Source organism: Amycolatopsis sp. CA-128772 (assembly GCF_002904295.1).
In the GTDB taxonomy this organism is placed as follows: Bacteria; Actinomycetota; Actinomycetes; order Mycobacteriales; family Pseudonocardiaceae; genus Amycolatopsis.
This window is the reverse complement of sequence record NZ_PPHG01000072.1, coordinates 155,785-180,834: the sequence shown is the minus strand read 5'-3', so window position 1 is coordinate 180,834 and position 25,050 is coordinate 155,785. Positions and strand designations below refer to the sequence as shown.

The window sequence follows — 25,050 nt, the reverse complement described above, 5'->3', positions numbered from 1 at the left end:
CGGCCGGCCGCTACTCCCCCGGCGGCGGCCGCAGGGCGTCCAGCAGCAGGTCCGCGTAGTGGTCGCCGATCTGCCGGGCCGTCAGCGACCCGCTCCGCCGGTACCACGACCCCAGGTGGTGCACCGACCCGAAGAAGAAGTCCACCACCACGTCCGCCGGCTTGTCCGTGCGGAACTCGCCCGATCGCTGGCCCTCCTCGATCAGGCCGCGGAAGCGCTCGTGGTACTTGCGCCGCTCCGCTCGGACCGCCTTCTGCTTGTCCGGGGACAGCTGGTGCATCGACTGCAGGAAGATCGTGTTGTCGTCCAGGTTGTCGATGCTCGACACCACGACGTCCGACGCCGCCGCCGCCAGGCGCTCGCGCAGGGGCGCGTCCGACGACGCCACGCTCTCCAGCTGGCGGGTCTGCTCGCGCAGCACGCGGGCGTAGATCTCGTAGAGCAGGTCGTCCTTCGAGCCGAAGTAGTGGTACATCGCGCCCTTGGTGACGCCCGCCGCCTCGACTATCTCCTGGACCGAGGTGCGGTCGAAGCCCTTCTTGGCGAACAGCTTCGTCGCGTGCTCCAGCAGCCGCCGGGGGACGGCGGCCTGGTCGTCGCCGGTGGCCTCGCCCGGCTTGCGGGTGCTTGCTCGGGTCACCGCAATACCCCCTCTCAGGACGCACCAGGATAACGCCACGACAGGAACCGCCGCGGGTTGTCCACCAGCATCGTCGTGATGTCCGGTTCGGACACCCCGCGCTCGCGCAGCGCCGGCAGCACGTCCCGGGTGATGTGCAGGTAGTGCCAGTTCGGCGCGATCGACGGCAGCTGCGCCGACGGCAGCCAGTCGATGTAGCAGGACGCGTCGTGCGAGAGCACCATGCTGCCCGCATACCCGCGTTCGCACAGCGCCGCCACCGTGTCCACCCGCTCCTCGAACGGCAGCAGCAGGTCCAGGCCGAACCGGTCCATGCCCAGCAGCGAGCCGCGGTCGGCCAGCTCCGTCAGGTAGCCCAGGTCCGTCGAGTCGCCCGAATGCCCGATGAGCACGCGGGTCAGGTCGACGCCTTCGGACTCGAACACCGCCTGCTGCTCCAGCCCGCGCCGGGTGCCCGCGTGCGTGTGCGTCATGATCGGCGCGCCGGTTTCGACGTGGGCGCGAGCCACCGCCCGCAGCACGCGCTCGACGCCCGGCGTCACCCCGGGTTCGTCGGTCGCGCACTTGAGCAGGCCCGCCTTGACGCCGGTGCCCGCGATGCCCTCGCGCAGATCCCCGACGAACATGCCCACCAGCGGGTCTTCACCCTGCAGCAGCGTGCCCGGCCCGCGGAAGTGCAGGTAGTGCGGGACGTCGTTGTAGGTGTAGAGCCCGGTCGCCACGACGATGTTGACCTCGACCTCGGCCGCCACCCGCTGCACGCGCGGGATGTAGCGGCCCAGCCCGATCACCGTCGGGTCGACGATCGTGTCGATTCCCGCGTCCTTGAGCTCCTTCAGGCGCCGGATCGCCTCGGGGACGTGCTCGTCCTCGCGGAACCCTTCGTGCTCCGGGTAGTTCTCGGCGAATTCGGGGCTCAGCACGAAGAGGTGCTCGTGCATCAGCACCCGGCCCAGCGCTTCCGGCGCGATCGCGCCGCGGACCGTGTCGATCATCAGCCGCGCGCCCGCAGCTCGCGGCGCAGGATCTTGCCGCTCGTGGTCTTCGGCAGCTCGTCGAGGACTTCGATGGTCCGCGGGTACTTGTAGGCCGCGAGCCGTTCCTTGCACCAGGCGACCAGCTCCGCGGGGTCGGCGTTCGCGCCGGGCGCCGGGCTGACGTACGCCTTGACCGTCTCGCCGCGGTATTCGTCGGCGATCCCGACGACGGCCGCCTCGCGGACCGCCGGGTGGGTGTACAGGACGTCTTCGACCTCGCGCGGCCAGACCTTGAAGCCGGACGCGTTGATCATGTCCTTCTTGCGGTCGACGACGTAGACCCAGCCGCGTTCGTCCATGAACCCGATGTCACCGGTGAGCAGCCGGCCGCCGGGCAGCGACTCGGCGGTGGCGTCCGGGCGGTTCCAGTAGCCGGACACGACCATCGGGCCTTCGACGGCGATCTCCCCCGGCCGGCCCGGCGGCAGCTCTTCGCCGTTCTCGCCGAGGATCCGGACGATCGTGTCCGGCACCGGCAGGCCGATCGAGATGGTGCCCGATTCCGGGTCGATCGGCGCCTCCAGGGTGCCCGGGACGACGATGCAGCCGGCCGTGGTTTCGGTGAGCCCGTAGCCGTTGTGGATGTAGTGCCCGGTCTTCGCGCGGAACGCCTCGACGACGGCGGGCGGCAGGGCGGCGCCGCCGGAGTACAGCAGCGCGAACGAGCTGAAGTGCTCCCGGCTGAACGAGGGGTGCGCCATCAGCGCCATGTAGGCCGTGGACGGCCCGACCGTGTACGACGGCTGGTGCTCGAGGAACGCGTCGAGCACGACGCCCGGCTCGAAGCGGTAGGCCAGGGCCAGCGTGCCCTCGATGTCGATCGCGGAACCCAGCTCGCAGACCATGCCGGTGATGTGGAACAGCGGCGCGAGCCCGAACAGCGTCGAGCCCGCGGGCAGGCCGCTGAAGGAGCCGAGGCCGGCGGCGTTGGTGCCGATGTTGCCGTGGGTGTTGGTGGCGCCCTTCGGCGTGCCGCTCGTGCCGGAGGTGTAGCTGATCAACGCGACGTCGCCGGTCGCGAAGGCGGGTTCCGGCGGCTTCGGGCCCGGCGTCGCCGCGGCTTCGAGGAGCTCGGTCGCGCCCGGCGTCGCCTCCCGCGTCACCTTGGCCAGGACGCGCTCGTCGTCGCGGGTCTGGAACTCCAGTTCGCTCGTGGTGAGCGCGATGTCCAGCCCGGCCGCCGCCTCGCCGATGTAAGCGTTCCAGCCGCGCTGCGAGCAGACGATCGCCTTCACCCCGGCGTCGGTGAACACGTGCGCGAGCTCGCGTTCGCGGTACATCGGGTTGACCGGCACCACGATCCCGCCGGCCTTCCACGCGCCCAGCAGCGCGATGACGAACTGCGGGATGTTCTGCAGCACGAGGGCCAGCCGGTCGCCGCGGGCGAAGCCGTGGGCCGTCAGGTACCGGGCGACGCCGTCGGAGAGCTCGTCGACTTCGCGGTAGCTCAGCCGCGCGTCGAAGTACGCGATCGCCGCCCGGTCCGGGACGTGGTTCACCGCGCGGCGGAACATCTCGGGCAGCGTGACGGGCTGCGCCGGACCCGCGGCCCGCACCCGTTCGTCGTAGCTCGCGAGCCAGGGCTTCGCGTCGTACCAGCTCATCCAGTGACCTCCCTTGGACACCGACCGGTCGGTATGTGGACGCTAGGAGGCCACGGCGGCCCGCGTCAAGCCCGGCCGGGCACGCCGGAATTGCGAGCGGCAATTCCGATGCGTCGAAAGAATGCAGCCAGCTGCCGCCGTCACCCGGGTACACGTACCGCGGTTCGAAATGGTTCAGATCTTCTTTTTCGGTCCCATCACACTGGACAAACCCCTGATGGAGAGGCCACCATGACGTCGGCGGCCCGATTGGCCCGCCCCATCCGAATACTCCGCCGTATCCCCCGAACACGGCGGAGCACCCATATGTTCACGCTAACTCACGTACGAAAACGGAGTCATTCATGCCTGCTTCCGGTGGACGACACCGCCTGTCCCGGCGGACGAAGATCGCGACGGCGGCCCTCGGCCTCGCGATCGCGGGCGGAGCACTGGCGGTCGCCACGACCTTCGGCGACCCCGGCGCCGCCAACGCCGCTTCGGGCGGACAGGCGGCGGCCGGCCAGATCACCTGCCCCGACGTGGCGAGCAAGCTCCCCGCCATCCCCGCGCAGGCCCAGGCCGAGGTGACGCGCAACCTGGACCTGCTGAACACCCAGATCAGCGAAGCCGGCAACCGCCTGCGCACGACCGTCGGCCAGGGCGGCCCGAACTTCGTCCAGAACGCCATCCTCGGGCCATTGGCGGACAAGCGGAAGTCGACGATCGACCGCATCGCCATCTCGATCGGGCGCCGCGCCGAGAAGCCGCAGGGCCTCGACGGCCTGGCCACCTGCTCCGTGGGCGGTACGGCCGCCGCGCCGGCACCGGCCCAGGGCACGGGCAACGGCGGCCAGAACGGCAACGCGGGCAACAACGGCAACGCCGGCCGGAACGGGAACACGGGCAACACCGGGAACGCCGGCGTCGGCCAGATCTCCTGCCCCGACGTGGCGGGCAAGCTCCCGGCCATCCCCGCCCAGGCCCAGGCCGAGGTCCAGCGGAACCTCGAGCTGCTGAACACCCAGATCAGCGAAGCCGACAACCGCCTGCGCACGACCGTCGGCCAGGGCGGCCCGAACTTCGTCCAGAACGCCATCCTCGGCCCGCTGGAAGACAAGCGCGTGGCGACGATCAACCGGATCGCCACCGCCATCGGCCGCACCGCGGCCAAGCCGCAGGGCCTCGACGCGCTCGCGCCCTGTAGCCGGTGACCACCGGGGTCCGGCGGGGGGTGCGCCCCGCCGGACCCGCGCCTCACCGGGCCAGCAGGGCGCTGATCCGCAGGAAGCCCTTCGCGGTCATCGTCACCCGCACCTCCGTGGTGGCGACCGGATCGAAGGCGAACGTCGTCGGGTCGTTCGCCCCGGTCCCCCACGTGATCCGCAGGTGGGGCACCGGCACGAAACCCCGGGCCGTGCGGTAGGCGACTTCGGCGGACACCGGGAGCGTCAGCGTCCCGTCCACTACGAAGTTCGCCGTGACAGCGGTGAGCCGCTGGGCCGACGGCCACGCCAGGGACACCCAGTCTTCGGCCCGCGGCCTGCTCACCGCCTTCAGCGTCGCCGTCGCCGGCTTGACGTAGAAGTTCGACCAGCCGGTGGCCGGGTTCCCGTCCAGCATCGCGGCCGGCAGCGTGTCCGGGGCGCCCGAGTAGCTCGCGTCCGCGGTCGAGGCCGCCGGGAGCACCGGGTTCCCGGCCGCGCGCGCCCCCGGGCCGTTGCGCTGCCCGAGGGCCGAGCCGGGCAGGGTGAGCTTCCCCGGTGTCAGCCCCGGAGCGCTCGCCGTCACGCTGATCGGGCCGCGGCCGCCGGTCGCCGCGACGACGGCGACGGCCAGCCCCTTGAACGCCGGGATCGTCGGCTGCTGGTAGCTCTGGGCGAGTTCCTGCCGTCCGTTGTCGACGCCGGCGACCCGGCCGGGCCCGGCCACGGTGAACCGCAGCACCGGCTCGGCACCGGGGACGATCACCCCGTGGGCGTCCACGACCGACGCCGTCACGAACGTCATCGCCCCGGGAACCACGCCACCGCCCGGCGCGTCGACGCCGAGCTTCACCGCGTGCGGCGGTCCGGCCGTGACGAGCTGGTCCCGCGCCACCTCGCGGCCGCCGGAGCGGGCGATCGCGGTGAGCGTGCCGGGTTCGAACGGCACGGTCCAGCTCAGGTGCAGCTTGCCGGTGCTGCCGTTCGGGCTCACGTAGCTGCCGGACGGGTCGTTCTTGTCGTCCCCGGCAGGTTCGGTCGTCTCCAGGTATCGCCGGCCGTCCACAGTGGTCTTGCGGTCGAACTTCTTCACTCCCAGCGACTTCCCGTTGAGCACCAGCTCGACCGAGTCCACAGTGGAGTATACCCACACCGCGACGGGCTCGCCGGCGCGGTGGTTCGTCCAGTCCATCGGGGTCAGGTGCACCATCGGCGCGCTGGTCCACTGGCTGCGGAAGAGGTGGAAGGCGTCCTTGGGCAGGCCGGCGCTGTCGATCGCACCGAAGAAGGACGTCTTGACCGGGAAGACGTCGTACGGCGTGGGCTCGCCGAGGTAGTCCTGGCCCGCCCAGAGGAACTGGCCCAGGCAGAACTTCCGGTCGCGGTCCTTCTTCAGCGAGTACTCGCCGCTGAACGTCCACGACGCCAGGTTGTTGTCGTAGGACGAGGTCGCCCGCTTGCCCGGCGTGTGGTTTTCCCCGGTGTTGGGCAGGTCCGGGTCCTGGTAGACCCCGCGCGTCGACGTGGCCGACGACGATTCGGACTCGAAGAAGAACTTGTCCGGGTACTGCTTGTGCAGCCCGTCGATCGACTGGGCGGTGTTGTAGTTGACACCGAGGCCGTCGAGCTGCTTGAGGATGAGGTCCTGCGGCGAGCCGGGCGCGGGCACGCCGCGGTAGCGGTCCGAGCCCATCACGACCGGCCGGGTGCTGTCGATCGCCCGGACCGCGGCGATCAGCCCGGCGGCGATCTCCGGGCCGCCCGCCATCGACGCGTCCGGCACCTCGTTGCCGATCGACCACAGCACGACCGCGGGCGAGTTCTTGGCCGCGTGCACCATTTCGGCGATGTCGCGGCCGCTCCACTCGTCGAAGTCCCGGTGGTAGTCGTACTCGAGCTTGCCGGTGCGCCAGCAGTCGAACGCCTCGACCATCATGACGATCCCGAGCCGCTCGCAGACCGTCACCAATTGCGGGTCGGGCGGATTGTGCGCGGTGCGCAGCGCGTTGACGCCCATCGCGAGCATCAGCCACATCTGGTGCTCCAGCGCGGCCGGGTCGATCACCGCGCCGAGCGCGCCCTGGCTCGCGTGCAGGTTGACCCCGCGCAGCTTCACCGGCACGCCGTTGAGGGAAAAGCCGTGGTCCGGGTGGAATTCGGTGAAGCGGAAGCCGAAGTCCGCGGTGGTCGTGTCGAGCACGCGTCCGGCCACGACGACGTCGGTGCGCAGCCGGTACAGCCGGGGTGCGCCGGCCGACCAGAGCTGGGGACGCTCGACCCGCAGCCCGGACACCGCCTTCGCCGCCTGCCCGGCCGCGACCTCCACGGTGACCGAGCCGTTCGCCACCACGCGGCCCGCCGGGTCGGTGACCGTGGTGCGCACCTGGGCCGTCACCGCGGCGCCGGAGTCGTTCACGACGTCCGTGGCCACCCGCACGGTGCCCCGGCCGGCGGCGATGTCCGGGGTGGTGACGAACGTGCCGTGCCGGGCCACGTGCACCGGCTCGGTGACGACCAGGCGGACGCGGCGGAAGATGCCGCTGCCGGAGTACCAGCGGCTGCTCGGCAGCGGGTTGGTCGCGCGCACGGCGAGGACGTTCGGCCGCCCGTCGGTGTGCACCCGGCCGGTGAGGTCGAAGGCGAACCCGGTGTAGGCGTACGGGTGGTGGCCGAGCAGCTCGCCGTTGAGGTACACGTGGGCATCCGAACAGACGCCGTCGAACTCCACCGACACCCGCTTGCCGGTCACCGAGGGCGGCAGCGTGAACGTCTTGCGGTACCAGCCGAGGCCGCCGCGGAAGAAGCCGGACCCGCTGCTGGTGCCTCCCTTTTCGGTGGGCGGCAGCTCGATGCTCCAGTCGTGCGGGACGTCGACGACCGCCCACGCCGAGTCGTCGAAGGCGGGGTCGGGGGCGTGGTCGTAGCGGCCGGTGGGATCGGTGACGCCGTCGGGGTTGGCGAGGACGAACCGCCAGCCGGTGGTGAAAGCGCTTTCTCTGGCCGGTTCCGCCGGCGCGACCGCGTCGGCGGCCCGGGCGATCGGCGCGACGGCCGAGACGGCGACGGCGGCGCCGGCCCCACCCAGGACCACCCGTCTGCGGAGACCGCTCGGTTCTTCTTCCGGCATCGGACGATCCCCTTCCAGCGCGGCGACGTGCGGGCGGAAAGCACTATGGCACAGAGTTTTCCGGACAATCAAAGGGTTCGATGATTTCGAACTCCGTTCTCGACTTTTGGCCAAGCGACCGCTTAGTATGAGGTTCGGCCCCGAGGAGGCGACGATGTCCACTGTGGACGGCATGCGGTACGAGACGGAGGGCGCGGTCGCGACGTGCACGTTCGACCGGCCGGACCGCAGCAACGCGATGGACGTCCCGATGCAGGCCCGCTACGGCGCCCTGCTGCGGCAGGCGGACGCCGATCCGGCGGTCCGCGCGGTGGTCGTCACGGGCGCGGGCAGGGCCTTCTGCCCCGGCGCCGACCTGGGGTTGCTCGACTCCCTCGCCGAGGGCCCGCCCGCCCGGGAAACCGGGCACGAGAACTTCCGGGACGTGCTCGCGGCCGCCTCGGTGGGCGTGCCGGTGGTGGCCGCGGTCAACGGCGGCTGCGCCGGGCTGGGGTTCGTCATCGCCTGCTCGGCGGACGTCCGGTTCGCCGCCGCGGGCGCGAAGTTCACCACCGCGTTCGCCCGCCGCGGCCTGATCGCCGAGTACGGCATCGCGAAGCTGCTGCCGGAGCTCGTCGGCCAGGGCCGGGCCCGCGACCTGCTGCTGTCCGGCCGCACCTTCACCGCCGGACAGGCGCTGGCCTACGGACTGGTCCAGGAGGTCGTCCCGGCCGGGGAGCTGCAGCTGCGCGCGCACGCCTACGCGACCGAGCTGGCGACCTACAGCGCTCCGCGGTCGATGGCGGTGATGAAGGCGCAGTTCGCGCGCGAGGCCCTGCTGCCGCTGCCGGAGGCGGCCCGCGAAGCGACGGCGCTGATGCTGGACTCCTTCGGCCGCCCGGAGCTGGCCGAGGGCCTGGCGAGCTGGAACGAACGCCGCCCGCCGCGGTTCCCGCCCGGCCGATGAGTTCCGGCGGCCGCGGGAGTCGGTACCTGCGTCCGGCACTCCCACGGAGGTAGGTCCCATGGCCAAACTGCTCTACGCGTTCAGCTGCTCGGTCGACGGCTTCATCGCCGGCCCGGGCGGTGACATGTCCTGGCTGACCCCGTACCTGGGTCCCGACCCGCTGGTCGAGGACCTGATCCCGCGGATCGGCGCGCTGCTGGTGGGCCGCCGCACGTTCGGCGGCGACGACCCCCACCGCGGCGGCGAAGGCGAAGGCAAGGCGTTCGGCGGCGGCTGGGAAGGGCCGCAGTTCGTGCTCACCCACCACGCCCCGGCGACCCCGGTACCGGACGTGACGTTTTTCGGCGACCTGACCGAGGCCGTCACCGCGGCGAAGGCGGCGGCGGGCGAGAAGTACGTCAACGTGCTCGGCGCCGACGTCGCCCGGCAGTGCCTGGAAGCCGGCGTGCTCGACGAGGTCCTGGCGCTGCCGGTGCCGGTGCTGCTCGGCTCCGGGGTCCGGATGTTGGACCGGCCGGGGCCGGCCGTCGAGCTCGAGCCCCTCGCGCCGCACTGGTATCGCGTGCTCGGTTGACCGGGTGCACCCCGCCGCCGGCGTGACGGCGGGGTGCCCTCCGGGGTCACAGCTCCCCGACGGCCTCTTCGACCTTGCGCTGCAGCTTGTTCATCCCGCCCAGCCACCGGTCGGTCTCGGTGGCGCGCGCCGCGTAGTAGCCCGCGACCTCCGGGTGCGGCAGCACCAGGAACCGCTTCTCGTCGATCGCCGCGAACAGTGCGTCCGCCACCTGCTCCGGCTCGATCGCCGAAGCGCCCATCAGGAGCTGGCCCGCGGTACCGGTGCTCTCCAGCATCGCCGTGCGCACGCCCTGCGGGCAGATCGCCTGCACGGTGATGCCGCGGTGCCGGTAGGTCGCCGACAGCCATTCCGCGAACGCCAGCGCGCCGTGCTTGGTCACCGAGTACGGGGCCGAGCCCAGGCTGGTCAGCAGGCCGGCGGCCGACACCGTCGCGACGAAGTGGCCCTGACCGCGCTCGAGCCACGCCGGCAGCAGCAGGTTCGCCGCGCGGACGTGCGCCATGACGTTGACGTCCCAGGTGCGCGCCCACACCTCCTCTCCGCTCTCCGCGCCGCCGAAGGGCGCGATGCCCGCGTTCGCGCAGAAGACGTCGATCTCGCCCAGCGTCCCGCGGGCGCTCTCGATCAGCTTCGTGACGCCGTCCAGGCTCGCGACGTCGCCCACGAAGGCCGTGCCCTCGATTTCGGCCGCGACCTCGGCCGCCTTGTCCCCGTCGAGGTCCGCCACGACGACCTGGGCTCCCCCGGCGGCGAAGCGGCGGGCCAGCGCGGCCCCGATGCCACCCCCGCCGCCGGTGACGACGACGCCGGTCACAGGCCACCGCCGAGGGTCACGCCGCCGTCGAGGACCACGGTCTGGCCGGTGATCCAGCCCGCGTCGTCGGACAGCAGGAACGCGACCGCGCCGGCGATGTCGGACGGCACGCCGAGCCGCTTCATCGGGTACGCCGCGGCGACCTCCTCCTCGCGGCCCTCGTACAGCGCCGTCGCGAACTTCGTCTTGACCACGGCCGGGGCGACGGCGTTGACGCGGATCTTCGGCCCGAGTTCGGCGCCGAGCTCGACGGTCAGCCGGATCAGCGCGGCCTTGCTGACGCCGTACATGCCGATGCCCGGCGAAGCGCCGAGGCCGGCGACGGACGCGACGTTGACGACGGCCCCGCCGTGCTCGCCCATCCACGCGTCGCGGGCGCGCTTGGTCCAGCCCAGCGGCGCGAGCACGTTGACGCCGAGGATCTTCGCCGCGGCGGCCGGATCGATGTCGAGCGTCGGGCCGTAGACGGGGTTGATGCCGGTGTTGTTGACCAGGTAGTCCAGCCGCCCGAAGGTCTCGATCGTCTTGGCGACCGTCTCGTCCTGGTGGTCGGTGTCGTCGGCCTTGCCGGCCACGAACATGGCGACGTCCGGGCCGCCGAGCGAGCTGACGGCCTCTTCCAGGGCCTCCGGCTTGCGCGCGGTGAGGCACACCTTGGCGCCGCGCTCGACGAGCGTCTTCGCGATCCCGAGGCCGATGCCCCGGCTGGCCCCGGTGACGATCGCGACGCGATCCTTGAACGAGTTCACGGGTCTCCTTCGGCTGTGGTGCCCGGCACATACCAAGCAGTCGGTCAGGGGCCATTATGCGCGATGCGCCCCGGGTCTCAAGGCGGACACACGTCACACCCGCCGCCGCCACGCCGCCCGGAACGTGACCTTCGCCGGATACCTTCCCCGGATCACGACACCGAGGGGGCGCTATGCGGAGAACCGCTTGCTGATCGTGGCCGCCCTGGTCCTGCCGGCCTGCGACCTCGGGCCGGTCAGCGCACCGCCGACGGCCCCCGCCACGCTCACCGCGCCGGTCACCGACGTCGCCCAGCTCGTGGCGGCCGCCCGCGCCGGCATCGCCGAAGCGCCGTCCGCGGGCTTCACCACGTCGGCCGTGCCCGGCACGACGACCACGGAGTCCGCCGGCTCGCTGAGCTTCGACGGCCGCACGAGCAGCCTCACCATGACGGTCGGCGGCAGCGAGCTGCGCGTGATCGGCAAGAAGACCTTCACCCACTCGCCGGCGGGGGTGCCCGGCAAGGAGTGGATCGGCACCGACCCGGACAGCACCGACCCGATCCACCAGGCGGCCGCCGCCGCGGTCCCAGTGGTCCCAGTGGTCCCGGTGGTCGCGAAGCTGCCCGACCTCGGCGTGGCCCTGGCGGAGATCGAGCGGACCGGCCGGATCGTGTCGGCCGAGCCGGCTCGGCGACCGGCCGGTCGACCACTACCGCCTCGAGCTCGACACCGCCCGGGCGCCGGAGCTGTTCCCCGAGTTCGCCGAGCCGCCCGTGGACGGCAAGCCGGCCAGGACGGCCACCGCCGAGCTGCCCGCCGAGCTGTGGCTCGACGCGGCGCGCCGGCCCGCGCGGTTCACCCTCGAGGCGTCCACCGGGATGTCGCAGGGCGGTCCGGCCCGGGGCGCGACCGACTACCGCGACCGGGGCAAGCCGGTCGACATCGAACCGCCGCCCGCCGACCAGGTCGTCGACCTCGGCGAGCTGATGAAGAAGAGGGGGACCTGAGGGGCGTCACCGCACGCGCAGGACGAGCTTCCCGGTCGTCGAACCGGATTCGAGGCGGCGGTGCGCGGTCACGGCGTCCGCCAGCGGCAGCGGTTCGACGTCGACGCGCAGGGTGCCGTCCGCGACGGCCGCGACGGCACGGCGCAGCGCCCGGCCCACGGTTTCCGGGGCGACGGCGGACAACGCGGCCAGGTTGAAGCCGGCCACCGTCTTGTTCGTGAACCACAGTTCGTTGGCGGAGATGCCGGCGTCTTCGGCGCCCGAGGCGTTGCCCATGACCACCAGGCGTCCCATCGGGGCCAGCCGGTCCAGGCTCGCGCGGCGGGCCGGCCCGCCGACCATGTCCACCACCACGTCGAACTCCCCGGTGCCGCCGGCCTGCTCGCGCAGGACGACCTCGTCGTAGCCGTACGCCCTGGCCACGGCGATCTTCGCCGCGCTGCCGACGGTCCCGGCCACCCGGCCGGCCCCGAGCAGCCGGGCGACCTGCCCGAGCTGGCTGCCGACGCCGCCGGCGGCGGCGTGCACCAGCACGCGCTCGCCGCGCTTCAGCCCGGCCACGCGTTCCAGGACGAGGAAGGCGGTGGTGCTGTTGGACGGCACCGCGGCGGCCACGTCGAGCCCGGTCGCGCCCAGCGGGGCGACGAGCTCGGCGGCGGTGGTGACGACCTCGGCGTAGCCACCGCTCGCGACGATGGTCAGCGCGGCCACCGGCTCCCCGACCGCCAGGCCCGTCACGCCCTCGCCCAGCGCGCGGATCCGCCCGGAGACCTCGATGCCGGGGACGAACGGGAGCGGAACGTCCACGACACCCTGCCGGTAGAGGATCTCGGCGAAGTTGGCGCCGGCGTAGGCGACGTCGATCGAGACCTCGCCGGGCCCGGGCTCCGGGACCGCCACGGACGCGAGCCGCAGGACCTCGGCCGGGCCGAATCGGGGGATGGTGACCGCCTTCATGGTGTTCGTCATGCCCCGATCCTGCGGCGGCCCGCGGCGGCGGGACAGGCCCGGCCGGACCTGGGTCCGCCAGGACCAGGTTCAGCGCGGCACCAGCGACCGCACGGCGTCGACGACGTCCCGGCCCTCGAGCAGCACGGGGTCGTTGTGGTCGGCGCCGGGGACCTCCACCAGCCGGGCCGACGCCGCGGCCGCCACTTCGCGGCTTTGGGACGGCGGGACGATCGAGTCCCGGCCGCCGACGACCACGACCGCCGGGACGTGCAGCCGCGCGGCCTCCTCCTTGACCGGGAACCGGTCGCGCAGCAGCAGGCGCACCGGCAGGTAGGGATAGATTTCCGCGGCCACCGAAGCGAGATCGGCGAACGGAGACCGCAGGAGCAGCCCGGCCGGCGGGTGTTCGAGGGCCAGCTCCGTCACGACGGCGCAGCCGAGGCTCTCGCCGAAGTAGAGGAGGCGCCCGGGCGGGACGCGCCGGTCTTCGGTCAGGAAGCGGTGGGCCGCGCGGACGTCCAGGGCGAGGCCGTCCTCGCTGGGCGCGCCCGGGTTGCCGCCGTAGCCGCGGTAGTCCAGGAGCAGCACGGCCAGCCCGGCTTCGGCGAGCTTCGCGGCCAGCGGGGCCCGCCCGGCGCGGTTGCCGCCGTTGCCGCCGGCGACGAGCACCGTCGCCGCCGGCTCCCGCCCCGGCGGCCGGAGGTACCAGGCACCCAGCTCCAGCCCGTCGGCAGTGCGCAGGCGGACGTCATCGGCGCCGGGCAGCAGCCGCGCGGCGGCGGGCACCGGGGTGGTGTCCGGGAGGTAGATCAGCCGCCGCTGGACCGCCCACAGCGCGGCGAGCACCAGCAGCAGCACCACCACAACGGCCATTACCGTCCCCGGGAAACATCGGCGTCCCCGCCACGTTGTACCCGGTGATGACCTCACCACTCAGATTCTGCATCCTCGGCGACTCCCTGGCGGCGGGCGTCGGCAGCACCCGCGAGGACGACACCCTCGGCCGCCGGCTGACCCGGCGGCTGCGCGACGCGGGCCACCCGGTCCACCTGCGGGGCCTCGGTGTGCCCGGAGCGCGCTCGTCCGACCTGGAACGCCAGGTCGGCGTGGCCCTCGGCGAGGGCGTGGACCTGGCCCTGATCGTGATCGGCGCGAACGACCTCGCCGGGTTCGTGTCGCCGGCGGTCGGCGCCCGCCAGCTGCACGACGCCGTGGCCCGCCTGGTCCGGGCGGGCGCCCGCGTGATCGTGGTACCGGCCCCCGACCTGGGGATCGTGGCCCGGGTACCCGGGCCCTACCGGCAGCTGGTCTCGGCGGCCAGCGGCCACTACGCGCAGGCCCAGGCCGAAGCGGCCATCCGCGCCGGGGGCGCGGTGGCCGCGGCGGGCCCTGAGCTCGCGGCCCGCTTCGCCGCGGAACCGGCGCTGTTTTCGGCCGACCGCTTCCACCCGTCGTCGGCCGGGTACGGGGTGATCGCGGAGGGCCTGGCACCACACGTGCTGGCCGCGGCCGCGCAACTGGCCGCCTGAGCCGTCAGCGGCGCGCCGGCAGCTCCGCCGGGTGCAGCTATCGCCCAAGGGCCGGCACCCGCCCCAGCCGCGCAACTCCCCGCCCGACCCGTCAGCGGCGCGCCGACAGCTCCGCCGGGTGCAGCTCGTACAGCGCGTACGCCTTCCGGATCACCGGCTGCGCCACGTTCCGCACCCGCACGCCGCCCGGGGTCACGCCCTGCTCGCACCCGAAATGCGCATGGCCGTGCAGGGCCAGGTCCGCGCCCACCTCGTCGATCGGCTCGCACAGCAGGTACGACCCGAGGAACGGGTGGATCTCCGGGGGCTCGCCGTGCAGGGTGCCGGGAATCGGCGCGTAGTGCGTCAGCGCCACGACCACGTCCGTGTCCAGGCTCTGCAGCCCTTTGCGCAACGAATCCGCCGACGCCATCGTGTGCTCGACGAAGTCCTTCATCTCGCGCTCGCCGAACCGGCTGGCGCACTTGCCGGCGAACCCGCCGCCGAAGCCCTTCACGCCCGCGACGCCCAGGGAGCCGTCCGGCAGGTCGAACCGGACCGCGTCGCCCTCCAGGACCGCGACCCCCGTCTCGGCGAGGAGGTTCGCGATCGGCCCGGCGGCGTCGCTGTGGTGGTCGTGGTTGCCGAGCACCGCGGCGACCGGCACGCCGAGGCCGGCGATCTCCTCCGCCACCACGCGGGCTTCCTCGAGCGTGCCGTGCCGGGTGAGGTCCCCGGCCAGCAGCAGGACGTCGGCCGTGCCCGCCAGGTGTTCCAGGGCCGGCCGGAGCAGGCCGCGGGAGTCCTCGCCCAGGTGCACGTCCCCGACCGCGGCGATCCTCATCGGCCGATCTCCTCCGCGCTCGCCGGTTCGCGGATGTCCGCCACCCGGATGTCGTTGTGCACCAGCTCTCCGGTCAGGTACTCGCCGACGACGGCGTCCACCTCGGCCTTCCGCTCGGGGCAGAGGACTTCGCCGGTCAGGTGGACGTGCTCGCCGCGCACGGTGACGTGCACGCCGAGCTCGGCGGTGCGCGGGTCTTCGGCCAGCGCCCGGCTGAGCCGGGCGACGAGGTACTGCGGTGCTTCGGGCACGAGAGCCTCCTTCGGGTCGATCACGGCCAGGTCGCCGAGCAGCGCCAGGAACGCCCGGGCGTAGGGGGACGCGGACACCTGCACGGCGACGTCGTGCCAGTCGACCTGTTCCCGCAGGTCGCGGGCGATCCGCAGGAGCGGCGCGAAGTCGCACCGGTGCGCGCTCAGCACGAGCAGCTTGTCCACGAGCAGGTCGGTGCCGCAGACGACCGGCGCCGCGGTGGAGCCGATCCGCATCAGCGCGGCGCGGTCGAGCAGCTCGTCGGTCACCGGGCGGTGGTTGGGCCCGTGGATCAGGTCCACCAGGATTTCGCCGTCGTAGACCTTGGTCAGCCAGTCCTCCGGCGGGTGCACGCGCCGCAGTCCCGCGGCGGTCAGCACCTCCGCCGCCCGGTCCGCGTCGCCGGGCTTGAGGAACAGGTCGACGTCGTGGTCCGACGGCGGCCCGCCCCGGGCGTACACGGCCAGGCCGCCGGCGACGGCGAACCGGATGCCCGTGCCGTCGAGCGCGGTCACGACCCGGGTCAGGCTCTGCAGCAGCGCCTCGGCTTCCATGGCCGGGGACTACCCGCGAACACGCCGGGGCTAACCGCCGTTCACGCGGCGTCGCCGGCCCGCTCGCGCAGCCACGCGCGGGCGCCGTCGACGGTCGGGTGCAGCGCCAGCGTCCGGTCCAGCCGGGTGACCTGCAGCGACCGCAGCACCGGCCGCCCGTCGGCGACCACCGCGAACGGCAGCCGCGTGGCTCCGGCCGTCGCGACGAGCTCGGCGATGACCTGCAGGCCGGCCGAGCCGCAGAAGGTGATCCCGCCCAAGTCGACGATGAGCGCCCGGGGTTCGCCGGCCAGGGCCGCCCGCACGCCGGCGCGCAGCACCGACGCGGTGCCGAGGTCCAGGTCGCCGGCCGCCGCGACGACGGCGGCTTCGGGCACGGTGCCGACGTGCACCGTCAGCGTGGGCGCCGGGTCTTCGGCCACGGTGCCTCCTTTCCGTCGATGCCCGACCTTAGAGAGGTTGCATCGTTTTGTCATCGATTTGCCGGGTATCCGGGGACCGGACGATCCCGACCCCGAAGGAAGGACAGGCCGCGATGAGCACCGTCACCGAATCCGTCGACGTCGAGACCGACGTCACCACCGCCTACAACCAGTGGACCCAGTTCGAATCGTTCCCGCGGTTCATGGAGGGCGTCGACGAGATCCGGCAGCTCGACGACACCCACACCCACTGGAAGATCAGCGTGGGCGGGCAGACCCGGGAGTTCGACGCCACGATCACCGAGCAGCACCCCGACGAGCGGGTCGCCTGGAAGTCGGACTCCGGCCCGACGCACGCCGGGGTCGTCACGTTCCACCGCCTCGACGACCGGCAGACCCGGGTGACCGTCCAGCTCGACATCGACCCGGAGGGCTTCGTCGAGAACGTCGCCGACAAGCTGGGCATCCTCGACCGCCGCGTCAAGGGCGACCTCGGCCGGTTCAAGACGTTCATCGAAGAGCGCGGCGGCCACGAGACCGGCGGCTGGCGCGGCGATGTGGAACGCCCCGGGAACTGACCCACCGGTGGACCGCCCCGCGACCGCCCCCGCCGCCACCTGGCCGGCGGGGGCGGTCGCGCGGATGCTGGGCCTGCCCGCGTCCACGCTGCGGGCGTGGCACCGCCGGTACGGCCTCCCGCTGTCCGTGCCGCAACCGGGCCGCCACCGCCGCTACGGGCCGGCCGACGTCGACGCGCTGCTGCGGATGAAGCACCTGATCGAGCAGGGGTGCAGCCCGGCGACCGCGGCCGGGCGGACGTTCCACCCCGGCGCCCGCACGGACGTGGGCACCCTGCTGACCGCCGTCCGGCAGCTGAAGATCGACACCGCCGTCGTGCTCCTCGACGCGCACCTGGCCGGCCGCGGCGTCACGGAAACCTAAACGAGCTCTGCCGCCCGGCCCTCGACGCCCTCTGCGGCCCGGACGCCGACCGGTGCATCGACCTCGTGCACGGGCTGTCCTGGGCGGTTTCCGCGGCCCTGCACCGCATTCCCAGCCCCGCCGGCGCCGCACCCCCGGTGCTGCTGGCCTGTGTGGACGGTGAACGGCACACGCTCCCGCTCGAAGCCCTGCGCGCGGCCCTGGCCGAACAGGGCCGCGCGGCCCTGTTCCTCGGCGCTTCGGTGCCGGACATCGCCCTCCGGCACGCGATCGACCGGGCCCGGCCCGCCGCCGTCGTGCTGTGGAGCACCCGGCCGGCGGCGTTCCCGGCCGGGCTTGCGGTGCGGCGGCTCGTCTCGGCCGGGCCCGGTCGGGAACCGGGCGGCCTCGGCGAGGCCGTGTCGCTGCTGACCGCAGGGGAATGAGCCGCTCCCGGGCGCAGCTTTCCGGTGCGCCGGCTCGACCTGACCAGGCCCGGCCGCTCGCCGACCTCCACGAAACCGCGTCCCCGCCGACCTCGCCGGCGTGAACCGTCCGGTTTATCCCCCGACCGCCCGGGTAGCCAGCCGCCTTACCAGGCCGGTGGTCCCACCGGCTCCGATGAAGGCGCGGAAGTGCTCTTCCTGCAGGAGGTCGAGATGACGCAGGGTCCCGGCGGTCAGTCACCGCCGCAGCAGGGCGGCGGATCGCCGTCGATGCCGGAAACGGCCAAGGAAGAAGCCCGCGAAGTGGCGTCCACGGCCGCCGACCGCGGTGGCCAGGTCGCGCAAACGGCCGCGGGTCAAGCGAAACACGTTGCCGAGCACGCCCAGCAGGAAGCGCGCGATCTGCTGCGCGAAGGCCGGGAGCAGCTGCAGGCACAGGCCAGGGACGGCCAGCGCAAGGCCGCCGGCAGCCTCCACCAGCTGGCCGGTCAGCTGGAGCGGATGGCCGAGCAGGCCGACTCCCCCGGCGTCGCCACGGACCTCGCGCGCCAGGCGTCGGACAAGACGCGCACGGTCGCCGACTGGCTCGAGCACCGGGAGCCCGGCGACCTCCTGGACGAGGTGCGGCGCTTCGCCCGCCGCCGTCCCGGCACGTTCCTGGTCGGCGCGGCCGTGGCGGGCGTCCTCGTCGGGCGGCTCACCCGCGGCGTCGTCGCGCAGCAGCAGGAAGAAAACTCGGCGGGCGCGCCGCAGCCGCACCCGGGTCCGGCCGCCACGCCGCCGATCCCGCAACCAGGTCACGCAGCGGGCCTTCCGCAGCCGGGGTATGCGCCGCAGCCCGGTCACGCAGCGGGCCTTCCGCAGCCCGGGTATGCGCCGCAGCCCGGTGACCCGGCGGGCCTTCCGCAGCCCGGGTACGCGCCGCAGCCCGGTGACGCGCCGGGCCTTCCGCAGCCGGGGTACGCCGCCCCGGGCGGGTACAACGCGCCCCAGCCGGGGGGCGGTCTCCCCCAGCCGAGCCGTCCGGGCGCCGCGCCCGGCGGGTACAACGCGCCGCAGCCGCCGGAAGGCGCCCCCGGTCTTCCGCAGCCGGACCCGCGCTTCTCCGCGCCGGGCCAGGTGCCGTGATGACCCAGCCACCGGGCCCCCGCGAACCCGTCGACGTCGCCGACACCTCGGTCGGCGAGCTGATGTCCAACGTCATGAAGGACCTCTCCACCCTGCTGCGCCAGGAGGTGGAGCTGGCCAAAGCTGAAGTGAAGGCCGAGGCGGGCAAGGCCGCGAAGGGCGCGGGCATGCTCGGCGGCGCGGGTTTCGCCGGCTACATGGTCGCGCTGTTCCTCTCCATCGCCCTGTGGCAGGGCCTGGCGAACGTGATGGACGCGGGCTGGGCGGCGCTGATCGTCGCGGTCCTGTGGGGGATCGCCGGCGCCGTGCTCTACGCGACCGGACGGCGTGAGGTCCGGCGGATCAACCCGAAACCCGAACGCACCGTCGAGACCCTCCAGCAGGTCCCGGACGCACTGAAAGGCGAACGACCATGACCGAACCGGAGCGGATCCGCCGCGAAATCGAAGGCACGCAGCGGAATCTGAGCACGGACGTGAACGCGCTGACCGAAAAGGTGACGCCGGGCCGGATCGTCGAACGCCGCGTCGGCCGGATGCGCACGGCGTTCGGCAACGCCCGGGACCGCGTCATGGGCACCGCATCCGACCAGGCGTCGGCGGCGGGTGACAAGGTGGGTTCGGTCGCCTCGGCCGCCGGGGACAGGGTGAGTTCCGCCGCCGACGCGGTCGGGGACGCGCCGGCGTCGATCCGCCGCGGCACGCGGGGCAACCCGCTGGCCGCCGGTCTGATCGCCTTCGGCGCCGGCTGGCTCGTGTCGTCGCTGCTGCCTGCGAGCGAGCCGGAGCGCAAGCTCGCCGGCCAGGCGACCGACCTGGCCCGCGAGAAGGTCGCCCCGGTCGCCCAGCACGCGGCCGAGGAGCTCAAGGAGAACCTGAGCGAGCCGGTCCAGCAGGCGGCCGGGTCGGTGAAGGCCGAAGCGGCCGACGCGGCGGCGACGGTCAAGGACGAAGCCCGGTCGGCGACCGGCGACGTCACCGACCGCGCCCAGGAAGCCCGGGAGAACGTGCAGTCGCGGAGCTGACGCACCGCTTTCGGGGCGCGGCCACCCGGCCGCGCCCCGCCCCGGCTCCGGGAAGGACCGCCATGACCTCGTTCGACCCACCCGGCGGCGACTCGCTGATGTTCGTCGGGACGGCGACCACGGTGCTGCGGCTGGGCCCGTTCACCCTGCTCACCGACCCGAACTTCCTGCACCGCGGCCAGTGGTCGTACTTCGGCCAGGGCCTGTTTTCCCGGCGGCGCACCGAACCCGCGCTGCAGCCGGCGGACCTGCCCCCGCTGACCGCGGTCGTCCTGTCGCACCTGCACGGCGATCACTTCGACCGGATCGCGGCCCGCGAACTCCCGCGCGACACGCCCATCCTGACCACCGAGCACGCCGCCACCCGCCTGCTGCGGCGGGGTTTCCACGCGCCCCTCCCGCTGCCGACGTGGACGGCCGAGACGTTCTCCGACGGCGACGCGCGCCTGACGGTGACGTCCGTGCCGGCCCGCCACGCCCCCGGCCCGCTGCGGCGGCTGCTGCCCCCGGTCATGGGCAGCGTGCTGGAGTACCGCGCGACCCCGGAGGCCGGCCCGCTCCGCATCTACCTCAGCGGCGACACGATCGTGCACGACGAACTGCGGACGATCCGCGACCACTTCCCCGACCTGGACCTCGCGGTGGTCCACCTGGGCGGCACGCGCGCGTTCGGCGTCCTGGTCACACTCGACCACCGCGGCGGCGTGGACCTGCTGAACCTGCTGGAGCCCCAGCGCGCGGTCCCGGTGCACTTCGACGACTACGGCCTGTTCCACTCGCCGGTGTCGAACTTCCTGGAGGAGGTACGGGTGCGCCGGCCGCGGACGCGGGTGCACCTGCTGCAGCGGGGCGAATTCCTGGCGTTGTGAGGCTGCGGGGCGAGGCCGGCCGCCGTCGAGACCGGGGCGGATCGCGGTGGCGGCCCGCGGGTTCGGCGGTGGTGGCGGCTCCGATGACATCGCTGCGGGGCCGGCCTTCTCGCCGGCCAAGGCGTCGGCGCGCGGCCCCCGGCGCACTCGCCCATCCTCGGCTCTTTCGCGACTCGGCCGGCCCTTCCCGCCGGCCCAGTCGTCGGCGCGCGGCCCCGGCGCACTCGCCCATCCTCGGCCGCGGTCCCGGTGCCGGCGGGCGGCACCGGGACCGGCGCGTGTCGAAACCGTTGTCCGTACTCGCGAACCCGACGGCGCCCGGTACGCCGGCGTCGCTGCCGCGGGGTGCGCCTGGAGGCGCGGTGGCCGGGCCTGGACAGGTCCTACCGGCCGCTGTCGGGGCAGGCAGCGCACGCCGGGTCACATCCGGGTGCCGTCACGGCATCACTCCCCTCTCCTGCGGTCCGTTCCCTTCGCCGGCCCCAGCCGCGGGGGGCCTCGCTCCCGCCGCGGGCACCGGGCGGCGAGGCGGAAACCCGGGCGTCGCCGCGGCACGCCGGCCACCCTGCGCGGCCGCGGCGGTCCGGGACGGCGGCGGGCGGCGGGAACCGGTGGTGGTGGCGGGTCGAAGTTCGCGGCCACGATCGCGTCGAACTCGGCCCGGACCCACGCGGGGTCGGCCAGCACCAGCTCGGCGAACCCGTCGGCCGTGCGGGTGATCCTGTCCGGCATCGTCGTTCACTCCCCGGATCGTCTCGCGATGTCACCAGGTCATGTCCTGCCCTATTTCCACAGCACCGGACGAAGATCGCTTCAAGTCCTTTGAGGACCTAGAGGCCGCGCGCCAGAACCGCTTGCGTGACACGGTCGTCGACCGACGAGACCGGCGCCTCGTGCCCCACCCACGGGTCGCCGCCGAAGTACGTGCGGAAGATGTTCTCCGCCGTGCGGGTCGCCAGGGCCTGGGTCGTCAGCGTCGGGTTGGCGCCGCCCGCCGCGTTCGGGAGCGCCGAGTTGTCGGCGATGTAGAGCCGGTCCACCCAGCGGGCCTCGGCCGTGCCGTCCAGCACCGAGTCGGCCGCGTCGAAGCCCATCCGCATGCTCGACTGCACGTGGAGCAGCAGCGGCGCCCAGCCCAGCCGGTGCACCCGCCGCGCGCCCGCGAGCCGCATCAGCTCCACCGAGCGCGCGGCGAGGTACTCGCGGTTGCGCCGGGTCCGCGCGGTCCGGGCGCGGTGGCGGACCTCGACGCGCGGCACCGGGCCGTGCGGGTCCGGCGGGATGGCCGCCGACCGGGTCACCCGGTTCTCCGGCTGGACGTCGTCGTCGGTCACGACCAGGGCCGTGAGCAGCTGGTTGACGTCGCCCAGGGCCGTCTTGAGGTCGGTCCCGACCAGCCGGCCGAGCGTGTCGGCGCCCTGCGGGCCGACGCCCGCGCCGTTGTCGTAGTAGCCGGACATCCCGGCGTCGCTGTAGGCGAACGCGAAGGCCTGCAACGCCGGCGGCAGGCAGACGTTCTCCACGCCGCCGTAGCCCGGGAAGTCCATCCGGACGTTGGAGCCGGCCCCCTTGGCTTCGCCGGTGTATTCGCCGAAGACGCCGACGACCCAGTCGAGGTGGTGCTCGGTCAGGCCGCGCCCGACCCAGTCGTTCGGGTTGGGCAGGCCGCTGTTGAGCCACAGGCGCGGGTTTTCGACGCAGCCGCCCGCGAGCACGACCACCCGCGCGTCCACGGTGTGCAGCGCGCCGTCGGGGGTGCGGAAGACGACCCCGCGGGCCACCGTCCGCGAGCCGGACTGCTCGGTCAGCACCCGCACGACGTAGGCGTCGGTGATCAGCTCCGCGGGCTTCCCGCCCGGCGCCCACGCGTCGGCGGTGAGCATCATCGGCACGTAGGAGTTGTCGGTCGAGCGCTTGGCCTTGAGGTTGCGCGGCGCGCGGCGGGGTTCGAGGCAGCCCTGGAAGCAGTGCCCGCAGAAGGTGCAGCCCTGCGCCTCGGGGTAGCGCAGCCGGGCCGGGTCGTCGGTCCGGCCGGCCGTGCCGTGCGGCTGGAGGATCGCGTTCTCCTGCGCCCGGTAGGACGGCCCGCGCAGGTCCTTCCACGTCTGGTGGACCAGCCCCATGCGTTCGGCGCCGCGGAAGAACACGGCTTCCTTGGTGCCCATCGGCGCGGTGCGCACCGGCAGCGTCTCCTCGCACCACTCGTAGTACGGCCGGAGTTCGTCGTAGGGGAAGGGGAAGACGTGCGCGGTGTCGTACTCGCCGCGGTCGGCGCCCTCGTAGCCGGCGAACACACCGGGGGCCGGGCGCGGGTTGTTGCCGAAGTAGTGCAGCGTCGTCCCGCCGACGCCGGCGATCTGCCAGACGAAGGAGTTCTGCGGGAAGTCCCGCAGCCACGGCGCTTCCGCGCGCCGCGACGGGCCGACCCGGAACCGCCCGGTGATCGGGTCGTTGGTGTCGTCCTCCAGCCGCGTCCACTCCTGTTCGGGGCGCAGGTGCCGGGCGCCCGCCTCCAGCACGAGCACGTCGAGCCCGCGCGCGGCGAGTTCCTTGGCCACGACGGGCCCGCCGCCACCGGCCCCGACGACCACGATGTCGCGCATGTCCGGCGCCTCCCTAGTCCGTCACCCGGTCGATTCCGCGGTAATAACCCCGGAATTCGTTCCAGCCTTCGCCGATGCCCTGGTAGCCGCTGATTCGCCAGCCCACCGGAATCGCGGTCAGCCGATTCGCGGCCCGGTCGAACACCCCCGCTTCGGAATAGGCGGCGAATGCGGCGAGCGTGGGCAGCGTGTCGAGGATGAACCGCACCGGCGTGCCGTCGGCCAGCCCGGGTTCCTCGAGCCGGCGGAAGACCTCGGCCTTGCCCGCGAAGGAGAGGTTGGCGAACGAGGCCGCGAACGGCCCGAGCGCGGCCACCGGGTCCACCTCGACCGCCACGAGGTTGAGGATGGCCGCCACCGCGGCTGCGCCCGGCAAGTTCAGATCGAAGGGCCGTCCGACGATCGGGTACGGAATCGCCTGGTCGTAGACGTAGCGCAGGGCCGGACCGGCGCCGGCCGCCACGCCACCGTCCGTGCCCGACGTCCGGCCCTGCCGGACCGAGAACGCGTCCGGGCCCGGTACGAGGAAGGCGGCGAGCCCGTTCAGCGCGTCGTCGACCGGTGGCAGCGGGAGGTCGGCGGCGCGGGCCGTGCCGACGACGAGGAGCAGGGGAATCGCCGCGGCGCCGCCGAGCAGCGCCCGCCGGCCGATCGGCGATTTTTCCGGGAGTCCCGGCGCCTGAGCCATGATCACCACCACGTTTCGCGTCCGGTCGGGGAATGCGTCGGAAACGCTCGTGATGGACGACTTTAGGCGCCTCGCGGCTTTTCGCCGACCGGCTTCCGCGGATCACCCGATCGGCCTCCGGCGGTTGTGGCGGGAGACGGGATCTGCGGCACTTCTCCCGCGCTCCGGTGACAATTTTTCCGGATGCACCCGGACAGCGCAGCCGGCCGGGCACGCGTTCACCGGGCGTCTGCGGCCCCGGGACCGATCGGGCGGCCCGCGGTCCGCCGGCTTCCGCCGTTCAGTGAACGTTCAGTTCTCCTGCGTTCCAGAAAGCGCTGTCTCGCCGACGTTTCCGGAGCTCGGACGGTGGCCGGGCACGGCGCCGCGCCGTATGGTCGTCCGGCACGACCTTGGGAGCGCTCCCGTATCCGGCCCCGACGAAGGAGGACAGCGTGGTTCCCCGCCCCCGCAAGACCCTGCTCTCCCTGGTGGTGACGGCGGTGACCGCCGTGCTGCTGGGCGGCGTGCTCACCGGCGTCGCCGACGCGCACGGCTCGGCCACCGACCCGCCGTCGCGCAACTACGGCTGCTGGAACCGCTGGGGCAGCGACTTCCAGAACCCCACCATGGCGACGAAGGACCCGATGTGCTGGCAGGCCTGGCAGGCCGATCCGAACGCGATGTGGAACTGGAACGGGCTCTACCGCGAAGGCGTCAAGGGCAATCACCAGGGCGCGATTCCCGACGGGACGCTGTGCAGCGGTGGCCGCACGCAGGCGCCGCGGTACAACGCGCTCGACACGGTCGGCGCGTGGCAGATGGCGAACAAGGACAACCGGTTCACCCTCACCATCACCGACCAGGCCCACCACGGCGCCGACTACCTGCTGGTGTACATCACCAAGCAGGGCTTCGACCCGGCGAAGCAGCCGCTGGGCTGGGGCAACCTCGAACTGGTCGCCCAGACGGGCCGGTACGCGCCCGCCGGGCAGTACCAGGTCGCGGTGAACGCGGGCACCCGGACGGGACGGCACGTCGTCTACACCATCTGGCAGGCGAGCCACCTCGACCAGTCGTACTACTTCTGCAGTGACGTGAACTTCTCCGGACGCTGACCGGTCCCGGGCCGCGGGTGCGCCTCGCGGCCCGGTTTCCGGCGCCAGTTACGTTACATATTCTGACTGTAACTTA

General features: G+C 73.2%; 28 protein-coding genes. 13 read left to right on the top strand and 15 right to left on the bottom strand.

The window, feature by feature from the left end:
* Window positions 1–10 precede the first annotated feature (10 nt).
* Genes C2L59_RS26735 through C2L59_RS26725 form a run of 3 tightly spaced genes read right to left on the bottom strand, consistent with a single transcriptional unit; the run spans window position 11 to window position 3,281 of the window.
* Window positions 11–640: a TetR/AcrR family transcriptional regulator gene (locus tag C2L59_RS26735; RefSeq protein WP_103352250.1), complete on the bottom strand. Its 630-nt coding sequence runs from the start codon at window positions 638–640 to the stop codon at window positions 11–13.
* A 14-nt stretch (window positions 641–654) separates the two neighbouring features.
* Entirely contained in the window at window positions 655–1,635 is a 981-nt protein-coding gene (locus C2L59_RS26730) for a phosphotriesterase (RefSeq protein ID WP_103352249.1), read from the bottom strand.
* Window positions 1,635–3,281: an AMP-binding protein gene (locus C2L59_RS26725; protein WP_199199263.1), complete on the bottom strand. Its 1,647-nt coding sequence runs from the start codon at window positions 3,279–3,281 to the stop codon at window positions 1,635–1,637. Before C2L59_RS26725 ends, C2L59_RS26730 begins: the two co-directional genes overlap by 1 nt.
* Before the next feature lie 344 nt (window positions 3,282–3,625).
* Between C2L59_RS26725 and C2L59_RS26720 the strand changes: the two genes are divergently transcribed.
* A complete protein-coding gene (locus C2L59_RS26720) occupies window positions 3,626–4,474 on the top strand; it encodes a hypothetical protein (RefSeq protein WP_103352248.1) in 849 nt (282 codons plus the stop codon).
* A gap of 43 nt (window positions 4,475–4,517) precedes the next feature.
* On the opposite strand, the gene C2L59_RS26715 is transcribed toward C2L59_RS26720, so the two are convergent.
* Entirely contained in the window at window positions 4,518–7,592 is a 3,075-nt protein-coding gene (locus tag C2L59_RS26715) for a glycoside hydrolase family 2 TIM barrel-domain containing protein (protein ID WP_199199262.1), read from the bottom strand.
* A 154-nt stretch (window positions 7,593–7,746) separates the two neighbouring features.
* On the opposite strand from C2L59_RS26715, the gene C2L59_RS26710 reads away from it, so the two are divergent.
* Both C2L59_RS26710 and C2L59_RS26705 read left to right on the top strand, forming a co-directional pair.
* Entirely contained in the window at window positions 7,747–8,538 is a 792-nt protein-coding gene (locus C2L59_RS26710) for an enoyl-CoA hydratase-related protein (RefSeq protein WP_103352246.1), read from the top strand.
* Between the two features lie 58 nt (window positions 8,539–8,596).
* Complete coding sequence (locus C2L59_RS26705) at window positions 8,597–9,112, top strand: dihydrofolate reductase family protein (RefSeq protein ID WP_103352245.1); 516 nt, start codon at window positions 8,597–8,599, stop codon at window positions 9,110–9,112.
* A gap of 46 nt (window positions 9,113–9,158) precedes the next feature.
* Here C2L59_RS26705 and C2L59_RS26700 read toward each other — a convergent pair whose 3' ends face one another.
* From C2L59_RS26700 to C2L59_RS49295, 3 genes are all read right to left on the bottom strand, one after another.
* Complete coding sequence (locus C2L59_RS26700) at window positions 9,159–9,929, bottom strand: SDR family oxidoreductase (RefSeq protein ID WP_103352244.1); 771 nt, start codon at window positions 9,927–9,929, stop codon at window positions 9,159–9,161.
* Complete coding sequence (locus tag C2L59_RS26695) at window positions 9,926–10,678, bottom strand: SDR family oxidoreductase (protein ID WP_103352243.1); 753 nt, start codon at window positions 10,676–10,678, stop codon at window positions 9,926–9,928. Before C2L59_RS26695 ends, C2L59_RS26700 begins: the two co-directional genes overlap by 4 nt.
* A 171-nt stretch (window positions 10,679–10,849) precedes the next feature.
* Complete coding sequence (locus C2L59_RS49295) at window positions 10,850–11,197, bottom strand: hypothetical protein (RefSeq protein WP_233223699.1); 348 nt, start codon at window positions 11,195–11,197, stop codon at window positions 10,850–10,852.
* Window positions 11,198–11,433: 236 nt separating this feature from the next.
* Between C2L59_RS49295 and C2L59_RS49290 the strand changes: the two genes are divergently transcribed.
* Window positions 11,434–11,667 (top strand): hypothetical protein, encoded by a 234-nt coding sequence (locus C2L59_RS49290; protein WP_233223698.1) that lies wholly within the window; start codon window positions 11,434–11,436, stop codon window positions 11,665–11,667.
* Window positions 11,668–11,673: 6 nt separating this feature from the next.
* On the opposite strand, the gene C2L59_RS26685 is transcribed toward C2L59_RS49290, so the two are convergent.
* Both C2L59_RS26685 and C2L59_RS26680 read right to left on the bottom strand, forming a co-directional pair.
* Entirely contained in the window at window positions 11,674–12,636 is a 963-nt protein-coding gene (locus tag C2L59_RS26685; protein ID WP_103352242.1) for a zinc-binding dehydrogenase, read from the bottom strand.
* Between the two features lie 69 nt (window positions 12,637–12,705).
* Window positions 12,706–13,491: an alpha/beta hydrolase gene (locus tag C2L59_RS26680; protein ID WP_103352241.1), complete on the bottom strand. Its 786-nt coding sequence runs from the start codon at window positions 13,489–13,491 to the stop codon at window positions 12,706–12,708.
* Between the two features lie 47 nt (window positions 13,492–13,538).
* Between C2L59_RS26680 and C2L59_RS26675 the strand changes: the two genes are divergently transcribed.
* The gene (locus C2L59_RS26675) at window positions 13,539–14,147 is read left to right on the top strand and encodes an SGNH/GDSL hydrolase family protein (RefSeq protein WP_233223697.1); all 609 of its coding nucleotides are present in this window, start codon (window positions 13,539–13,541) and stop codon (window positions 14,145–14,147) included.
* Window positions 14,148–14,238: 91 nt separating this feature from the next.
* On the opposite strand, the gene C2L59_RS26670 is transcribed toward C2L59_RS26675, so the two are convergent.
* The 3 genes from C2L59_RS26670 to C2L59_RS26660 are packed head-to-tail and all read right to left on the bottom strand — an operon-like array spanning window position 14,239 to window position 16,198.
* A complete protein-coding gene (locus C2L59_RS26670) occupies window positions 14,239–14,970 on the bottom strand; it encodes a metallophosphoesterase (protein WP_103352239.1) in 732 nt (243 codons plus the stop codon).
* Window positions 14,967–15,776, bottom strand: coding sequence for a nucleotidyltransferase family protein (locus tag C2L59_RS26665; protein WP_103352238.1), 810 nt, complete (start codon window positions 15,774–15,776; stop codon window positions 14,967–14,969). The genes C2L59_RS26670 and C2L59_RS26665 overlap by 4 nt, the downstream gene beginning before the upstream one ends.
* A gap of 41 nt (window positions 15,777–15,817) precedes the next feature.
* Window positions 15,818–16,198, bottom strand: a complete 381-nt coding sequence (locus C2L59_RS26660) for an STAS domain-containing protein (RefSeq protein WP_103352237.1) — start codon at window positions 16,196–16,198, stop codon at window positions 15,818–15,820.
* 113 nt (window positions 16,199–16,311) lie between these two features.
* Between C2L59_RS26660 and C2L59_RS26655 the strand changes: the two genes are divergently transcribed.
* From C2L59_RS26655 to C2L59_RS26630, 7 genes are all read left to right on the top strand, one after another.
* Window positions 16,312–16,776 (top strand): SRPBCC family protein, encoded by a 465-nt coding sequence (locus C2L59_RS26655; RefSeq protein ID WP_103352236.1) that lies wholly within the window; start codon window positions 16,312–16,314, stop codon window positions 16,774–16,776.
* A 7-nt stretch (window positions 16,777–16,783) separates the two neighbouring features.
* The gene (locus C2L59_RS49285) at window positions 16,784–17,140 is read left to right on the top strand and encodes a MerR family transcriptional regulator (protein WP_233223696.1); all 357 of its coding nucleotides are present in this window, start codon (window positions 16,784–16,786) and stop codon (window positions 17,138–17,140) included.
* A gap of 65 nt (window positions 17,141–17,205) precedes the next feature.
* Complete coding sequence (locus C2L59_RS49280) at window positions 17,206–17,565, top strand: hypothetical protein (RefSeq protein ID WP_233223695.1); 360 nt, start codon at window positions 17,206–17,208, stop codon at window positions 17,563–17,565.
* A gap of 189 nt (window positions 17,566–17,754) precedes the next feature.
* Window positions 17,755–18,693, top strand: a complete 939-nt coding sequence (locus tag C2L59_RS26645) for a hypothetical protein (RefSeq protein ID WP_304485945.1) — start codon at window positions 17,755–17,757, stop codon at window positions 18,691–18,693.
* Window positions 18,693–19,109 (top strand): phage holin family protein, encoded by a 417-nt coding sequence (locus C2L59_RS26640; protein ID WP_103352235.1) that lies wholly within the window; start codon window positions 18,693–18,695, stop codon window positions 19,107–19,109. The genes C2L59_RS26645 and C2L59_RS26640 overlap by 1 nt, the downstream gene beginning before the upstream one ends.
* A complete protein-coding gene (locus C2L59_RS26635; protein ID WP_103352234.1) occupies window positions 19,106–19,717 on the top strand; it encodes a DUF3618 domain-containing protein in 612 nt (203 codons plus the stop codon). The genes C2L59_RS26640 and C2L59_RS26635 overlap by 4 nt, the downstream gene beginning before the upstream one ends.
* Before the next feature lie 62 nt (window positions 19,718–19,779).
* Window positions 19,780–20,586, top strand: a complete 807-nt coding sequence (locus C2L59_RS26630; protein WP_103352233.1) for an MBL fold metallo-hydrolase — start codon at window positions 19,780–19,782, stop codon at window positions 20,584–20,586.
* 444 nt (window positions 20,587–21,030) lie between these two features.
* Here the strand turns inward: C2L59_RS26630 and C2L59_RS47175 are convergent, their stop codons facing one another.
* The 3 genes from C2L59_RS47175 to C2L59_RS26620 all read right to left on the bottom strand — a co-directional run bounded on the left by C2L59_RS47175 (window position 21,031) and on the right by C2L59_RS26620 (window position 23,877).
* Window positions 21,031–21,318 carry a hypothetical protein gene (locus C2L59_RS47175; RefSeq protein WP_146060444.1) on the bottom strand — a complete coding sequence of 96 codons (288 nt, stop codon included), beginning with the start codon at window positions 21,316–21,318 and terminating at the stop codon, window positions 21,031–21,033.
* Between the two features lie 98 nt (window positions 21,319–21,416).
* Entirely contained in the window at window positions 21,417–23,189 is a 1,773-nt protein-coding gene (locus tag C2L59_RS26625) for a GMC family oxidoreductase N-terminal domain-containing protein (protein WP_103352232.1), read from the bottom strand.
* 13 nt (window positions 23,190–23,202) lie between these two features.
* The gene (locus C2L59_RS26620; RefSeq protein ID WP_146060443.1) at window positions 23,203–23,877 is read right to left on the bottom strand and encodes a hypothetical protein; all 675 of its coding nucleotides are present in this window, start codon (window positions 23,875–23,877) and stop codon (window positions 23,203–23,205) included.
* Between the two features lie 434 nt (window positions 23,878–24,311).
* Here C2L59_RS26620 and C2L59_RS26615 point away from each other — a divergent pair, with 434 nt between their 5' ends.
* Window positions 24,312–24,974, top strand: a complete 663-nt coding sequence (locus C2L59_RS26615) for a lytic polysaccharide monooxygenase (RefSeq protein ID WP_103352230.1) — start codon at window positions 24,312–24,314, stop codon at window positions 24,972–24,974.
* The last annotated feature ends 76 nt before the right edge of the window (window positions 24,975–25,050 follow it).

Excerpts from the sequence above, each read along its gene's own strand:
- C2L59_RS26730 (WP_103352249.1), bottom strand. The coding sequence starts at position 1,635 with ATGATCGACACGGTCCGCGGCGCGATCGCGCCGGAAGCGCTGGGCCGG.
- C2L59_RS26725 (WP_199199263.1), bottom strand. The coding sequence starts at position 3,281 with ATGAGCTGGTACGACGCGAAGCCCTGGCTCGCGAGCTACGACGAACGG.
- C2L59_RS26720 (WP_103352248.1), top strand. The coding sequence starts at position 3,626 with ATGCCTGCTTCCGGTGGACGACACCGCCTGTCCCGGCGGACGAAGATC.
- C2L59_RS26715 (WP_199199262.1), bottom strand. The coding sequence starts at position 7,592 with ATGCCGGAAGAAGAACCGAGCGGTCTCCGCAGACGGGTGGTCCTGGGT.
- C2L59_RS26710 (WP_103352246.1), top strand. The coding sequence starts at position 7,747 with ATGTCCACTGTGGACGGCATGCGGTACGAGACGGAGGGCGCGGTCGCG.
- C2L59_RS26705 (WP_103352245.1), top strand. The coding sequence starts at position 8,597 with ATGGCCAAACTGCTCTACGCGTTCAGCTGCTCGGTCGACGGCTTCATC.
- C2L59_RS26685 (WP_103352242.1), bottom strand. The coding sequence starts at position 12,636 with ATGACGAACACCATGAAGGCGGTCACCATCCCCCGATTCGGCCCGGCC.
- C2L59_RS26680 (WP_103352241.1), bottom strand. The coding sequence starts at position 13,491 with ATGGCCGTTGTGGTGGTGCTGCTGCTGGTGCTCGCCGCGCTGTGGGCG.
- C2L59_RS26675 (WP_233223697.1), top strand. The coding sequence starts at position 13,539 with ATGACCTCACCACTCAGATTCTGCATCCTCGGCGACTCCCTGGCGGCG.
- C2L59_RS26670 (WP_103352239.1), bottom strand. The coding sequence starts at position 14,970 with ATGAGGATCGCCGCGGTCGGGGACGTGCACCTGGGCGAGGACTCCCGC.
- C2L59_RS26665 (WP_103352238.1), bottom strand. The coding sequence starts at position 15,776 with ATGGAAGCCGAGGCGCTGCTGCAGAGCCTGACCCGGGTCGTGACCGCG.
- C2L59_RS26655 (WP_103352236.1), top strand. The coding sequence starts at position 16,312 with ATGAGCACCGTCACCGAATCCGTCGACGTCGAGACCGACGTCACCACC.
- C2L59_RS26640 (WP_103352235.1), top strand. The coding sequence starts at position 18,693 with ATGACCCAGCCACCGGGCCCCCGCGAACCCGTCGACGTCGCCGACACC.
- C2L59_RS26635 (WP_103352234.1), top strand. The coding sequence starts at position 19,106 with ATGACCGAACCGGAGCGGATCCGCCGCGAAATCGAAGGCACGCAGCGG.
- C2L59_RS26630 (WP_103352233.1), top strand. The coding sequence starts at position 19,780 with ATGACCTCGTTCGACCCACCCGGCGGCGACTCGCTGATGTTCGTCGGG.
- C2L59_RS47175 (WP_146060444.1), bottom strand. The coding sequence starts at position 21,318 with ATGCCGGACAGGATCACCCGCACGGCCGACGGGTTCGCCGAGCTGGTG.
- C2L59_RS26625 (WP_103352232.1), bottom strand. The coding sequence starts at position 23,189 with ATGCGCGACATCGTGGTCGTCGGGGCCGGTGGCGGCGGGCCCGTCGTG.
- C2L59_RS26620 (WP_146060443.1), bottom strand. The coding sequence starts at position 23,877 with ATGGCTCAGGCGCCGGGACTCCCGGAAAAATCGCCGATCGGCCGGCGG.